We start from the raw sequence: 13280 nt of genomic DNA, 5'->3' as shown, positions 1-13280 counted from the left end.
TAGTCGGGCGGTTCCCCGTCATCTCGGCGTTATCAACCGCGTCCGCGTTTGCGAGCATCGGCACCGTTTGATTCGTCGAGACCGAACCCGGTGTGTGACCACCCGCTTACGCGTCCTCGATGACGGGGCGTGGCTATCCATCGACGACACCCGAGAAGTGCGTGTTAGCGAACTCTGGCGCCTCGACGCGCCCGGTTTCTGTGACTGCGATCTCGCCGATCTGGTCGTCGAGAACTTCCAGACGGTCGGCGTCGACGGGGCGACGATCGAGACTCGCGTCCATGGCCAGTGTATCGCGTGTGGCGTGACGGGAACGACGGCCTGGCTGCCGGTTGGACGGATACGGGACGGTGAGTTCGTCGAATTCGACCGATCGTCGGTTCGACGTTCGCGGACGGCAAACCACCGGCAATAACCGCCTCTGAAATAAACCACCGGGGAAGGTTGACTCCACGCGGTCACCTATGTGGGCGTCGGGTGTAGCCGACAACGATGCCAACAGACGTCGAGAACTGGAAGTCGGAGGTCTACGGGAACGAGGTTCGTGACCGCCTATTCGAGTTCGCCGAGCAGGGGTACGACTCGATCCCGGACGACGAGCGGGACGCCTGGTTCGAGCGGTTCAAGTGGTGGGGGCTGTACCACCAGCGGAACGGACAGGAGGGGTACTTCATGATGCGGATCGGGACCCCGAACGGCGTGCTCGAGCCGGGGCAGCTCCGTACGGTCGGCGAGATCGCCGACGAGTACGCCCGTGGCCCGGGGACGAATCCGATCTTCGGCGACGCGTACGCCGACTTCACCACCCGTCAGTCGATCCAACTGCACTGGATCGAGCTCTCGGACGTGCCGGCGGTCTTCGAGAAACTGGCGGCGAACGGACTCTCGACGCAGCAGGCGTGTGGGGACTCGTGGCGGAACATCGTCGGCAATCCGGTCGCCGGGAAGGACGGCCAGGAGGTCGTCGACGCGTGGCCGGTCATCCGCGAACTCAACGAGACGTTCAAAGGGAACGACGATCACACCAACCTACCGCGGAAGTGGAAGGTGTCCGTGACGGGCTCCGCCGACGGCTCCGGACAGGGCGATATCAATGACCTCGCATTCGAGCCCGCTTATAAGCAGGTCGAGACGGACGGGGCCGAAAGCGAGGACGCCGTCGGCTTCAACGTCCGCGTCGGCGGGGGGCTCGCCCGCAACGAACCGCGCCTCGCCCGCGACATCGACGTCTGGGTCCCGCCGGAGCAGGTCTCGGCCGTCGCCGGCGGCCTCTCCGCGCTCTTCCGTGATTACGGCGACCGTGAGGACCGATACAACGCCCGCGTGAAGTTCCTCGTCGACGAGTGGGGAGCGGAGACGGTCCGCGAGACCCTTCAGGAGGAGTACGTCAATTTCGAACTGGAGACCGCCGGCCGGGACGTCCGCGAGGAGTACACCTACAACGCGGGCGAGGGCGAGCGGAACGACCTGATCGGCGTTTACGATCAGAAGGACGGGCGGAACTTCGTGGGTCTGAACGTGCTCGTGGGCCGAATGGGTGCGGCCGACGTCCTCGACCTCGCCGACCTCGCCGAGGAGTACGGCTCCGGCGAGGTCCGACTCTCCCAGCGACAGAACGTCATCCTCACCGACGTGCCCGACGCGGAACTCGACGACCTCCTCGACGAGCCGTTGCTCGACCACTACTCGCCGGATCCGTCGCCGTTCATGCGGGGCTCCGTCGCGTGTACCGGGACCGAGTTCTGCTCGCTGTCGATCGTCGAGACCAAGAACCGGCAGGTCCGCTTCGCCCGGTGGCTAAAGGGGAACGTCGACCTCCCGGACGGCGTCGACGAGTTCCACATCCACCTGTCCGGCTGTACGGCGTCGTGCGCGCAGCCGCAGATCGCCGACGTGAGCCTGCGCGGCATGAAGACTAGGAAGGACGGCGACCCGGTGGAAGCGCTCGACGTCGGCCTCGGCGGCGGCCTCGGCGAGAACCCCCAGTTCGCCCGCTGGGTAACCCAACGCGTCCCGGTCGACGAGGTCCCGGGCGCGATCGCGAACCTGATCGAGAGCTTCGCCGCCCGGCGCGAGGACGGCGAGTCGTTCCGCGCCTTCGTCGCCCGCCACGACGACGACGAACTCGACGCCCTCGTGGACCCGGAGGAGACCGACTACGACGACCCGATGATGCACAACACGAAGCGTACGTGGTACCCGTACGCCGAGAACGACGGGATCGACGAGGGGCCGCCGGCGCCGGCGGACGACTGACGATGCAGGCCTCGACGACACCCACGACGGCGACGTCCCCGACGCCTTCGACGACGCCGAGGGCGAGCGAATGAGCAACCGCCTGCTCCGCGTGAACGCCTACACCACGCTCGACCTCGTCGACGGGCGGGTTCGCGGTCACGACTTCGAGGAGGACGCGCCCGGCGTCGTGAACGTCACCGCGCCACGAGAGGAACCGGACCACGTGACGCTGCAGGTCGAACTCGACGACACCGCGTTCGATTCCCTTCCGGCACACGCCGACGAGGTCGAACTCTCCACGGCACAGGCGAGAGCGCTCGCCGAGGCGCTGGAGTCGACTGCGGACCGAGTCGCGGCCGCTCTCGACGAGACGGCCGACGACGCGGACTGACGCGCTTACAGTTCGAGTCCTCGGATCGCGACTGCTCCGGACGGCTCCCCGGTCACGCCGCCGTCGGCATCTGCTACCCGGCCGATCACGCGCCCGTTTGTCTCGGCCGCCAGCGACTCGGCGTCGTCGGGATCGAGGGCGGCGACGAAGCCGGTGCCCATGTTGAACGTCCGGTGCATCTCCTCGTCGGAGACGCTCCCCTCGGACTGCACGAACTCGAAGACGGGCTGGGGGTCGAAGGCGTCCTCGACGACGTACCGGTGGTCGCCGAGCCGCGTCAGGTTCGTCCAGCCGCCGCCGGTGACGTGGGCCGCGCCGCGCACGTCGCGTTCGCGCATCGGGTCGAGCAGGTCGGTGTAGATCCGAGTCGGCTCCAAGAGCGCCTCGCCGACCGTCTCGTAGCCGTCGAACGGGCAGGGGTCGTCGTAGTCGTGGTTCCGCGTGGCGGCCTCGCGGGCGAGCGTGAGCCCGTTGGAGTGGATCCCAGAGGAGCGCCAGCCGACCAGCGCGTCGCCCGGCCGCGCCTCGCCGTCGAAGACGGCGTCCTTCGCGGCGAGTCCGGCGCAGGTGCCCGCCAGGTCGAGTCCCCGGATCACGTCCGGCATCACCGCCGTCTCGCCGCCGACGAGCTCCATGTCCGCCAGCTCGGCGCCGCGGGCGAGGCCGTCGCCGACCTGCTCGGCGAACCGCTCGTCCGGCTCGTCGACCGCGAGGTAGTCGACGAAGGCGACGGGGCGGACGCCGGCGGCGACCAGGTCGTTGACGTTCATCGCGATGCAGTCGATGCCGACCGTCGAGTAGTCGCCGAGCGCCTCGGCGACGAGGAGCTTCGTCCCGACGCCGTCGGTCGCGAGCGCGAGGTACCGATCGCCGATGTCGAGGAGGCCGGCGTAGTCGCCCTCGGCCTCGCCGACCGCGCCGATCAGCGCCGCGGTCGCCGCCTCGCTCGCGTCGATGTCGACGCCCGCGTCGGCGTACGTGAGTTCGTCGTCGCCCTCGTCCGCTTCTCCCCCCGTCTCGTCGCCGTCGCCCTCGGTCATGTGTGTCGAGGGACGCCCGCGGAGCAAAAGCGCACCGTTCCGGCCGGCGCGACCGCCCCCGTCGCGTCGCTCCCCTCAGAACGGCCCGCCGAAGCCGAGCCCGCCGACGAAGACCAGGCCGATCGTGAGCAGGACGGAGACGACGAAGAAGCCGACCCACACGCCCTTGCTCCAGTCGAACACGGTCTTCCCGTCGAGCGGGCCGTACGGGATCAGGTTGAACGCCGCGAGGAAGACGTTGATCGCGATCCCGCGGGAGCCGATCAGGGTGACCACGGGGCTGCCGACGACGGGACCGAGCAGGAACGCCGGGAGGAAGACGAGGGTGAGAAGCAGATTGACGACCGGGCCGGCGAGCGCGATGTGGCCGTGCTCTCGCGGCGTCAGCCGACCGCGGTGGTGGACCGCGCCGGGCGCGGCGAAGATGAATCCGAGGAGCGAGCTCATCACGGCCAGAAACAGCATGCTGTTGTCGGCCCGGAACTCGGCCACCTGGTCGTAGTGGACCGCGACGACCTTGTGCGCGATCTCGTGGAGGAGGAACGCGACGCCCGCGGTGAGGAGGCCGACGAGCAGCGGCGGGAGCACCCCCGCGGCGAGGAGCCGGCCGAAGCCGGCGGTGCCGTTGACGAAGAAGAACGTGAACGCGACGCCGAGCGCGAGCCACGCGACGAGCAGGTCGCGCAGCTCCGTGCCGCTGAAATAGAGGCCGGCGATCCGGCGACCGCGGAAGGCGGAGCTCACGCGCCACCCCCGACGGCGGACCGAGTCACGCCCCACCACCGCCCAGGATGGCGTTCCGTATCAGCTCCGCGCCGGTGCCGGCGCCGTCGATCATGAGGCGGCCGACCTCGTCGACGCCGCCGACCTCGGCGCCGAACATCGCCGGGATCACGTAGACGGCGAACAGGAAGCTCGCGACGATGCTGCCGACGTTCGTCATCGCGACGACGACGATGAGCTTGAACAGCGGGACGTCGAGCATCGCCGAGACCAGCTCGGAGGGCGACCGCGTCTCGTCCGAGAGCAGCTCGTTGAGCGTCCCGATGTCGCCGACGTTCACGGTGAGGTGCCGGAGCTCGACGTAGCCGGTGAACCAGCCGGGCGCGAGCACCGGGTTGATCGAGGTCATCCACGCGACCGCGCCCCCGACGCCCGCGGCGGTCCACCGCGCGCCGGCGACCTTCGCGAAGGCGAAGGCGAACGCGCCGTTGATGAGGAACCACGCGCCGAACAGCCGGAACAGGAAGGCGTTCTCGACGCCCGCCAGCGCGAGCAGGACGAAGAAGCCGACGAAGCCGACGGTGATCGCGTAGCCGACCGCCTTCTTCCACGGTAGCCTGCTCCCGCCGCGTTCCCGGCCGACGAGCTCCTCCATCGGCGGGAGCGTCTCGGGGCTCGCGAGGTATCGCTCGATCCCCGTCTGATGCCCCGCGCCGACGACGGCGACGACGTCCTTGCCGGCGTCGCGGAGGGCGACGAGCCGGTGGGCGATGAACGCGTCCCGCTCGTCGATGAGCGCCTCGGCGCCGCCCGGCGAGAACTGGCGGAACTCCTCCATCATCATCGTCACCACGTCGGTGTCGGTGAGCTCCTCGACGCCGAGCTCCTCGATGCCGCCGTGCTCCGGCTCGCCGCCGCGGTCGGTCAGGCCGAGCAGCGCCGCCACGACGACGCCGAGCGTCAGCCCGAGCGAGACCCCGAGTCCGAGACTGCCGATCGCCGTCACGGCGAAGCCGCCGAGGTACGTCGAGACGAGCCCGTTCGCGACGCCGGAGGCCGCCGCGGCCACCCCGGCGCCGACGCCGAGCCCGCTCGCCGCGTAGAGGCGGCCGTCCGGGGAGAGCGCCAGCTTCCCGACCTGATCGACGGCGATCCCGGCGGCGACGGCGACGAGGACGCCCGCGGTCACGCGCGTCAGCAGCGCGGTGGTCACTCCGAAACTGCCGCCGAACAGGCCGATCGCCGGCCCCGCGAGGACCCCGACGAACAGCCCCGCGAGCACGCCGACGATCCGCGAGTCGGTGACGCCGAACGCGAGCCCGCCGACCATCCGGAGCTTTTCCGTGACCGTCATTCGCGCCCAGAAGCGCTGGATCGTCGTCTGGATGTCACGGTCGACGAGGGCGACGTCGATCCCGAGCCCCTCGGCGACGTCGATGGCCGCGCGCATGTCAGCGCCCGGTTCGATGTCGAAGCGCTCGCCGAGCTGGGTCTGGACGTACGAGAGCATCCAGTAGGCGAGGAACTGGAAGACAGTGTTGCCGCGCAGGAGGTCGCTCGCATCGAGGTCGTCAGGCGTCTCGCCCTGCAGCTGACGGTACCGCCCCTCGTCGAGCTCGACCGCGACGACGTCGGGGCGCTCGCGATCGATCGTCTCCTCGACCTCGTCGACCGAGCGCTCGGAGACGTGCGCGGTGCCGACGACGGTCACGGAGCCGGCCGCGCCCCCGTCGCCGTCGCCGTCGCTCCCGCCGGACCCGGGTGCCTCGTCGGGCCCGGACGCCGCCGCGGGGTCGCTCGCCGTCGGGGGCACGGACGCGCCGTCGGAGCCCCCTGGCGTCTCTGTCATTGCCGTGACGTACCCCCTCGCCGCGTTTAGGGTTTGTGAGTCGATATCGGATCGTCGGGCGCGTAACCGATCCAACAAATTTGTATCCTCACGGCGTAGAGTGGCGATCATGTCGCGGCTGTTGCCCTCCCTGCCCGACGCGACGCCCGAGGACCGAGAACCGCGGGTCGTGGGCGTCGACGACGAGGACGCGGACGATCTCATCGCCGCGCTCGGCTCCGAGACCGCTCGCGAGATCCTCACCCACCTCCACGACGAGCCGGCGACGAAGTCCGAGCTCGCGGCCGAGGTCGACACGTCGCTCCAGAACGTGCAGTACCACCTCTCGAAGCTCGACGGCGCCGACCTCGTCGACGTCGTCGACACGACCTACTCCGAGAAGGGCCGCGAGATGGACGTGTACGCCGCCGCCGACGAGCCCCTCGTGCTGTTCGCCGGCGGCGAGGAGGAGTCGGCCGGGATCAAGAGCGCGCTGATGCGGCTGCTCGGGGGGTACGGCCTCATCGGACTGGCGGCCGTCGCGGCCCAGCGCCTCCTCTCGGTGGCGGGACCGACGGCCCGCGTGACGACCACGACCGGGGGCGACGACGCCGGCGTCACCGCGGAGCAGTCCGGGGGAGACGGCGGGGGAGCCGCCGACGGCGGCGACGCGGCGGTCGACGGCACGGTCGAGTACGTCGTCGACCCGCTCGCCGAGTACGCCGTCTCGCTGCTCGAACCGGGCGTCGTCTTCTTCATCGGCGCGGCGCTCGTCTTCACGGTCGCGTGGGCGTACTGGTACCGGACGAGCGGGGCCTGAGGCGGGAGCCCGCCGAGGACGGGAGCGCTCCGCTGGCGCCGAGCGGCGTCGCCCGTGGGACAGCTATTCATGCCGCCGCCACCACGATCCGGTATGGAACACGAAGCCGAGGTCGTCGGGGTCGGAGCGGGCTCCGCGCCGGGCGGCGACGTGCCGGCGGTCATCCTCTCGGTCCGAGACGAGTACGTCCCGATCTTCGTCAGCGCCGACCAGGCGCAGTCGATCGGGATGGCGCTGGAGGGCGAGCCGTTCGACCGGCCGTTGACGCACGATCTGCTCGTCGACATCCTCACCGAGTTCGGCGGGGCGATCGACCGCGTCCGGGTGGACGACCTCCGCGACGGCACCTTCTACGCGAAGGTCGACGCGGAGCGGTACGACGACGGCGAGCCGGAGCGGTTCGTCTTCGACGCGCGCCCCTCCGACGCGCTCGCGCTCGCCGTCCGGATCGACTGCCCCGTCATCGTCTCCGACGAGGTGGTCGACGAGGCCGGTCGCTCCCCGGACTCCGTCCGCTTCGACGACGGACCCCAAGACGGCTCCTGACGACGAGAGCCGGAGGTTCAAGTCGCCCGCCTCCCCACCGCCGGTATGGACGAGACGGCGACCGTCGCGGAGTCGTACACCGAGATGACCGAGATGCTGCTGCCGAACGACACGAACAACCTCGGGCGGGCGCTCGGAGGCGCCGTTCTCCACTGGATGGACATCTGCGGCGCGATCGCCGGGATGCGCTTCTCGAACCGGCAGGTCGTCACCGCCTCGATGGACCACGTCGACTTCATCGCCCCCATCGAGATGGGCGAGGTCGCCGTGATCGAGGGGTACGTGTTCAACGTCGGGCGCACGAGCCTCGACGTGAAGGTCGACGTGCGCGCGGAGAATCCACGAACCGACGAGCAACGGCGCACGACGACCTCCTACTTCACTTTCGTCGCGCTCGACGAGGGGGGCGCCCCGGCGAGCGTCCCGGAGCTGACCTGTCCGACGCCGGAGGAGGAGGCCCTGCGCGACGAGGCGGTCGAGGGACGGCGCGAACAGCTCAGCGACATCGTCGAGCGGTACGACCTCTGATCGACGATCGGGGGCCTACTCGCCGTCGACGACGTCGACCCGAGCGGCGCGCTCGGCGGTCGCGTCGTCGTCGCCGGGCGCGTCGCCGCCGGGCCCGACGGAACCGGCCGATCCGACCGCCGCCTCGTGCGCGTCCCTGACCCGCGCGCCGAACTCGTCGAGGGTGCGACCCGCCTCCGCGGCGGCGAGGTGGCTGGCGCAGTCGCAGTCGGACGCGCCGAAGCCGTCGACCGGGCCCGGCGGGAGGCGCTCGGCGACCGCGCACTCGACGTCGGCGCCGACGCTCCGAACGACGCGGTCGATCCGGGCGTCCGGGTGACCGAGCAGGTGGTCGACGTGCCAGTGGCGGACGCCGTGCTCGCCGCGCGCGGTCCGCCGGTGGCGGTCGACGCGGGAGAACCCGCCCGCGCCGAGCGCGCTGCCAGTGTACGCGTAGCGGCCGGCGCCGAAGCGGCGCTCCCCGAGCGCGCCGACGCCGATCTCGGCGGAAGCCGCGAACTCGACGAGGAGGGTGTACGTGCCGCCGGTCGAGTCGGCGACCGATCCGTCGCGCTCGGGGTCGCCGGCGCCGTCCCCGCTCACGACAGCGCCTCCGGCGGGGCGCTCGCGGCGGGGCGGAGGTCGTCGACGAGGTCGCGCGCCGCGTCGGTCAGGCGGTACGTCTCGTGGACGTCGGCGGGGTCCCGGCCGCGGCCCGACAGGGTCCCGACGACGTCGGCGATCCGGTCGTAGTTGTCGCGGACGAGTCCGCCGACGATCCCCGGAGTGCCCGCGCGGTCGGCGAGCTCCTCGGCCGCCGAGCGCCCGGCGTACACCCGGCGGCGGCCGGGGTCGACGAGCACCATCGCGAACGGGCGCGAGCCGAACTGCGCCTCGAGGAACGGGCCGACCGGGTCGGCCTCCCACGGCACCGCGACGACGCCCTCCAGTCGGCGGAGCGCGAGCGCCGCGACCGAGCAGTACGGACAGTCGCCGTCGAAGATCAGCACCGGCGCGTCCGAGTCGTAACTCATGATGATCGGTAGGTGCCACGGCGGCTTAAGCGACCGGCCGGCGGGCCGAAGCGCCGCGGGAAACGGGGCGAAAAACGCGAGTGTCTCAGTGCGAGTGGCCGAGCGCGTCCTCCAGCGACTGCCCGAACCGGTCCTCGAACAGCTCCGCGGCCGTCTCGTTCATCTCCGCGATGTCCTCCGGCACGTCGCCCTCGCTGTGGTGGACGATGACGTGCGCCTGCTGGGCCATCGCCTGCACCACGACGTCGCTGACGACGCGGGTACCCTGCTCGCCCTGCTCGCTGAGCACGTCGACGAGACCGGCGGGCAGTTCGAACGACTCCTCGTCACCGTCGGGACCGGTGATCGTGTAGGTTTCCGTCTCTCCCATACGTCTCGGTCGCGGTCGGGACATAAGGGTCTGTGGAAAACGCGCGTGGCGGACGCACGCGCGTGTCGAGTCCGGCGAGCCGGGCTTCTCCGCGCCCGCCGCCATCGCCGTCCTCCCCGCTATCGCCGCCCTCGCCGCTATTCCCGCCCTCGTCGCCCGGCGGCTACCCGTGCGCCGAGATGGCCGTCACCGAGAAGCCGGAGAGCGCGATGCTCGCGAGGTAGACTGCGATCGCGGTGACGACGATCGAGCCCCCGGAGGGGAGGCCGAGCCCGATGGAGACGGCGAAGCCGCCGAGCACGGAGACCTGGCCGAAGATGACGCCGAGGTACGTCGTCTCACGGAAGCTCCGCGCGACCTGCGAGGCGGCCGCGACGGGGACGACGAGCATCGCGGCGACGAGGATGACGCCGAGCACCTGCATCGCGCCGACGACGACCACCGCGGTCAGCACGACGAGCAGCGTGTTGTAGCCGGTGACGTTGAGCTGGGCGACGCGCGCCGCCTGCTCGTCGAAGGTGATGAAGAGGAGCTGTTTGTACGTCAGCGCCACGCCGGCGACGACGAGCAGCGAGAGCGCGCCCATCAGCCGCGCGCCCTCGGCGGTGACGACCGCGAGGTTCCCGAACAGGTACCCCTCGATGTTGATGGCGGTCAGCCCGCGCCCGTAGCTGACGATCAGGGTGCCGACCGCGAAGCTCCCGCTGAGCATGATCGCGATCGGCACGTCGCCGTAGGCGTCGGTGCGCTCCGTGAGCCACTGGACGGCGAGCGCCCCCGCGATCGCGACGACGAGCGCGACGAGCAGGAGCGAACTGTCCCAGCCGGTCGACGCGTTGACGAGGATGCCGATCGCGACCCCCGCGAACGCCGTGTGCGCCAGCGTCTCCCCGATCAGCGCCATCTCCCGGTGGACGAGGAAGGAGCCGACGAGCGGCGCGACGACGCCGACGAGCACGCCGACGGCCATCGACTGCCACATGATCGGGTGCCGGAACACGTTCGTGCCGAACGCGGCGTCCATCCCCCGCCCGAGCGCCCGGAACGCGGCGTAGAGGTCGCCCATGACCGGGAGGTCCCGCGCCCAGTAGAGGAGGAGGAACGCGAGCATGCCGACCGCGACGACCGCCGTGAGCCCGAGCGCGGCGACCTCGGCCGTGCGTCGGAGTCCGCGGTCGGGCCTCGCGTCCGCGGTCGGGTTCGCCTCCCCCCCGCCGTCCGCGGCCGTGGTCCCGCTCATCAGTGGTGGTGGTGGACGACCTGTCCGGTCGCGCCGTACGCCTCCGAGAGGGCGTCGCTCTCGACGAACGACTCGGTGTCGCCGTGGTGGTACAGCTCGGTGTTGATGCAGGCGATGCGGTTCGCGCGGTCGGTGACGACGCCGATGTCGTGCTCGATGAGGATGATGGTGATCCCGTCGTCGTTCAGCTCGTCGAGGAGCGCGTAGAAGGCGTCGCGCGACTCCGCGTCGACGCCCACGGTCGGCTCGTCGAGCGCGAGGAGGTCCGCGTCGCTCGCGAGGGCGCGAGCGATGTACGCGCGTTGCTTCTGCCCGCCGGACAGCTCGGTGACGAGCCGGTCGGCGAGGTCGCCGATCCCGACCGTCTCGATGGCGTCTGCGACGGCGGCGCGGTCGGCCTCGGAGAGGCGCCCTCGGCCGGCGTGCGCGAACCGGCCCATGGTGACGCACTCGCGGACCGTGACCGGCATCGACCCGCCGCGGCTCGTCGCCTTCTGCGAGACGTAGCCGATCCGCCCGCCGTCGTCGAACTCGTCGACCGGACGGCCGAACAGATCGACGGTCCCCTCGTCCGGTTCGTGGAGCCCGAGCATGAGGTGGAGCAGGGTCGTCTTCCCGGAGCCGTTCGGGCCGACAAGCCCGAGGAACTCTCCCTCCTCGACCGTCAGAGAGACGTCGCTCACGGCGACGGTGTCGCCGTAGGCGAACGTCACGCCGTCGAGGTCGACGATTGCGGTCACTGCGTGTCCCGACTCTGGGTCGTCCGAACGTTTAGCTCTTTTAGTCCGTCGGCGAGGACGGGTCCGGCGGCGGGTGAGGGACCGCCGGCCGGCGCCGACGCGTCGAGGCTCCGACTCACTGCGCCCCGAACGCGCGCTCGAAGGCGGGGACGTTGACCTCGGTCATCTGTTCGAGGTAGCCGTAGCCGGCGTCGTTCCACTCCTCGGTGGTCCCGCCGGCCGGGCTGACGGCCCGCGTCTCCGTCGCGTCGCTGTTCTCGACTATCGTCTCGGCGAGCGTCGTCGACGCGAAGCGGTCGTAGAGTATCGTGTCGATCCCCTCCGCGTTCACCAGTTCGATGGTGTCGGCGATCTCGCCCTGGCTCGGCTCGTTCTGCGGCGAGACGCCCACGGGCGAGTGGAGCCGGAACCCGTAGCGCGCCTCCAGGTACTGGAACGAGTTGTGACCCGCGATGACGGCGACGCCGCGCTCGGCGCTCTCGGCGATCGACGCGAAGGCGTCGTCGACGTCGTCGAGTTCCTCCGCGTACGCGGCCGCGTTGTCGGCGTAGGCGTCGGCGTTCTCGGGGTCCGCCTCGCCGAGTCCCGTCGCGATGGTCTCGACCATCCGCCCCGCGAGGACCGGGTCGACCCAGACGTGGGGGTCGTACTGGCGGTCATTTTGGTTTTCCTCGTCGTGATTCTCCTCGTCGTGGTTCTCTTCCTCGTCGTGATTCTCCTCGTCCTGACTCCCGTGCGAGTGGTCCCAGTCGAGCAGGTCGTCCTCGACGTCGGCGAGCGCGTCGACGACCGCGACGGAGTCGTAATCGGTTTCGAGCGTCGCGGCGAGGTCCTGCGCCCACGCGAACTCGGGGCTGTCGAGGTAGACGAACGCGTCGGTCGAGGCGACGTCCGCGGCGAGGGTCCCGTCCGGCGTCCAGCCGTGCCCGAGGCGGCCGACCTCGACCGGGTCCTCGAAGCTCGCTCGGTCGCCGACGACCTCGTTAGCCCAGTCGTTGAGGGTGAAGAAGGCCGCGTACCCGCCGTCGAACTCGGCGGACCCCTCGTCCGCGGCGCCCGAACAGCCGGCGAGCGAGGTCGCCGCTCCGGCGGCCAACAGTCCGCCTCCGCGCTTCAGCACCGATCGGCGTGAGTGAGTCATACCTATCCATACCAACTGTTAATAGAAAAGTATTGTTATTTCACAACCCATAGTTAATAACACAGGCCGCGAGACCGCGATCGATTGTCAGCGCCGACCGGCGACGCGGTCGCAGAGGCGGTGACGCCGCCGCTCGCCCTCACTCCGTCAGATCGACGGTCGTCGCGTCGGCGAGCGCGGCGAGCCGCTCCGGATCGACGGCGAACACCGCGCTCGGCGTCCCGGCCGCGCCGTAGACCGTGTCGTACCTCGCGAGCGTCGGATCGAAGGCGGTCGGGAGCGCGACGTCGTGGCACAGCGGCGGCACGCCGCCGATGCTCCAGCCGACGGTCTCGCGGATCCGCACCGGGTCCGCCATCGTCGCCTCGGCCGCCCCGAAGTGGGCCGCGACCGCGTCGAGGTCGAGCCGGTTCGCGCCGCTGGTGATCGCGGCGACGAGTCGATCGCCGGTGTCTCCGTCGGCGCTGCCGCCGCCACCATCGGCTCCGGTGTCTCCGCCCGAGAGCGACACCACGATCGTGGAGGCGATCGCCGCCGTGTCGCAGCCGACCGCGTCGGCCGCCGAAGCCGCCGTCTCCGTGCCCGCGTCGAACTCCAGGACATCCAGGTCGACGCCGTAGCGGTCCCGCGCCCGTGCCGCGAACTCCGCCGCGCGCTCGTGC

16 protein-coding genes are annotated in these 13280 nt (G+C 70.7%); 6 read left to right on the top strand and 10 right to left on the bottom strand.

Annotated elements, in window-relative coordinates:
- Window positions 1–94 precede the first annotated feature (94 nt).
- The 3 genes from DJ81_RS19695 to DJ81_RS11585 all read left to right on the top strand — a co-directional run bounded on the left by DJ81_RS19695 (window position 95) and on the right by DJ81_RS11585 (window position 2629).
- On the top strand, window positions 95–415 hold the full coding sequence (locus DJ81_RS19695; protein ID WP_094523338.1) for a hypothetical protein: 321 nt from the start codon (window positions 95–97) through the stop codon (window positions 413–415).
- A 77-nt stretch (window positions 416–492) separates the two neighbouring features.
- Entirely contained in the window at window positions 493–2256 is a 1764-nt protein-coding gene (locus tag DJ81_RS11590; protein ID WP_094525960.1) for a nitrite/sulfite reductase, read from the top strand.
- Window positions 2257–2326: 70 nt separating this feature from the next.
- Window positions 2327–2629 carry a DUF6360 family protein gene (locus DJ81_RS11585; RefSeq protein ID WP_094525961.1) on the top strand — a complete coding sequence of 101 codons (303 nt, stop codon included), beginning with the start codon at window positions 2327–2329 and terminating at the stop codon, window positions 2627–2629.
- A gap of 5 nt (window positions 2630–2634) precedes the next feature.
- Here DJ81_RS11585 and purM read toward each other — a convergent pair whose 3' ends face one another.
- The 3 genes from purM to DJ81_RS11570 form a co-directional block, all read right to left on the bottom strand.
- Window positions 2635–3669 carry a phosphoribosylformylglycinamidine cyclo-ligase gene (gene purM, locus DJ81_RS11580; protein ID WP_094589819.1) on the bottom strand — a complete coding sequence of 345 codons (1035 nt, stop codon included), beginning with the start codon at window positions 3667–3669 and terminating at the stop codon, window positions 2635–2637.
- Window positions 3670–3744: 75 nt separating this feature from the next.
- The gene (locus tag DJ81_RS11575) at window positions 3745–4413 is read right to left on the bottom strand and encodes a metalloprotease (RefSeq protein WP_094589838.1); all 669 of its coding nucleotides are present in this window, start codon (window positions 4411–4413) and stop codon (window positions 3745–3747) included.
- Between the two features lie 25 nt (window positions 4414–4438).
- The gene (locus tag DJ81_RS11570; RefSeq protein WP_094523346.1) at window positions 4439–6241 is read right to left on the bottom strand and encodes a TraB/GumN family protein; all 1803 of its coding nucleotides are present in this window, start codon (window positions 6239–6241) and stop codon (window positions 4439–4441) included.
- A gap of 109 nt (window positions 6242–6350) precedes the next feature.
- Here DJ81_RS11570 and DJ81_RS11565 point away from each other — a divergent pair, with 109 nt between their 5' ends.
- The 3 genes from DJ81_RS11565 (at window position 6351) to DJ81_RS11555 (ending at window position 8114) form a co-directional block, all read left to right on the top strand.
- Complete coding sequence (locus DJ81_RS11565) at window positions 6351–7040, top strand: winged helix-turn-helix domain-containing protein (protein ID WP_094557092.1); 690 nt, start codon at window positions 6351–6353, stop codon at window positions 7038–7040.
- 93 nt (window positions 7041–7133) lie between these two features.
- A complete protein-coding gene (locus DJ81_RS11560; RefSeq protein WP_094523350.1) occupies window positions 7134–7586 on the top strand; it encodes a bifunctional nuclease family protein in 453 nt (150 codons plus the stop codon).
- A gap of 45 nt (window positions 7587–7631) precedes the next feature.
- Entirely contained in the window at window positions 7632–8114 is a 483-nt protein-coding gene (locus DJ81_RS11555) for an acyl-CoA thioesterase (RefSeq protein WP_094523352.1), read from the top strand.
- A gap of 15 nt (window positions 8115–8129) precedes the next feature.
- Here the strand turns inward: DJ81_RS11555 and DJ81_RS11550 are convergent, their stop codons facing one another.
- The 7 genes from DJ81_RS11550 to DJ81_RS11520 form a co-directional block, all read right to left on the bottom strand.
- The gene (locus tag DJ81_RS11550) at window positions 8130–8696 is read right to left on the bottom strand and encodes a DUF123 domain-containing protein (RefSeq protein ID WP_094525963.1); all 567 of its coding nucleotides are present in this window, start codon (window positions 8694–8696) and stop codon (window positions 8130–8132) included.
- On the bottom strand, window positions 8693–9127 hold the full coding sequence (locus DJ81_RS11545; RefSeq protein WP_094589817.1) for a DUF393 domain-containing protein: 435 nt from the start codon (window positions 9125–9127) through the stop codon (window positions 8693–8695). The genes DJ81_RS11550 and DJ81_RS11545 overlap by 4 nt, the downstream gene beginning before the upstream one ends.
- A gap of 85 nt (window positions 9128–9212) precedes the next feature.
- The gene (locus DJ81_RS11540) at window positions 9213–9497 is read right to left on the bottom strand and encodes a hypothetical protein (RefSeq protein ID WP_094525965.1); all 285 of its coding nucleotides are present in this window, start codon (window positions 9495–9497) and stop codon (window positions 9213–9215) included.
- 163 nt (window positions 9498–9660) lie between these two features.
- The gene (locus DJ81_RS11535; RefSeq protein ID WP_094589815.1) at window positions 9661–10737 is read right to left on the bottom strand and encodes a metal ABC transporter permease; all 1077 of its coding nucleotides are present in this window, start codon (window positions 10735–10737) and stop codon (window positions 9661–9663) included.
- The gene (locus DJ81_RS11530; protein WP_094523362.1) at window positions 10737–11477 is read right to left on the bottom strand and encodes a metal ABC transporter ATP-binding protein; all 741 of its coding nucleotides are present in this window, start codon (window positions 11475–11477) and stop codon (window positions 10737–10739) included. Before DJ81_RS11530 ends, DJ81_RS11535 begins: the two co-directional genes overlap by 1 nt.
- 115 nt (window positions 11478–11592) lie before the next feature.
- Window positions 11593–12618: a metal ABC transporter solute-binding protein, Zn/Mn family gene (locus DJ81_RS11525; protein ID WP_094589813.1), complete on the bottom strand. Its 1026-nt coding sequence runs from the start codon at window positions 12616–12618 to the stop codon at window positions 11593–11595.
- Between the two features lie 139 nt (window positions 12619–12757).
- A partial coding sequence (locus DJ81_RS11520) for a YbaK/EbsC family protein (protein WP_141212580.1) occupies window positions 12758–13280 on the bottom strand: 523 nt, incomplete at its 5' end.

The sequence above is a fragment of the Halorubrum sp. Hd13 genome, assembly GCF_002252755.1.
Taxonomy (GTDB): domain Archaea; phylum Halobacteriota; class Halobacteria; order Halobacteriales; family Haloferacaceae; genus Halorubrum.
The sequence above is the reverse complement of the archived record's forward strand: the minus strand, read 5'-3'. Positions and strand labels throughout refer to the sequence as shown.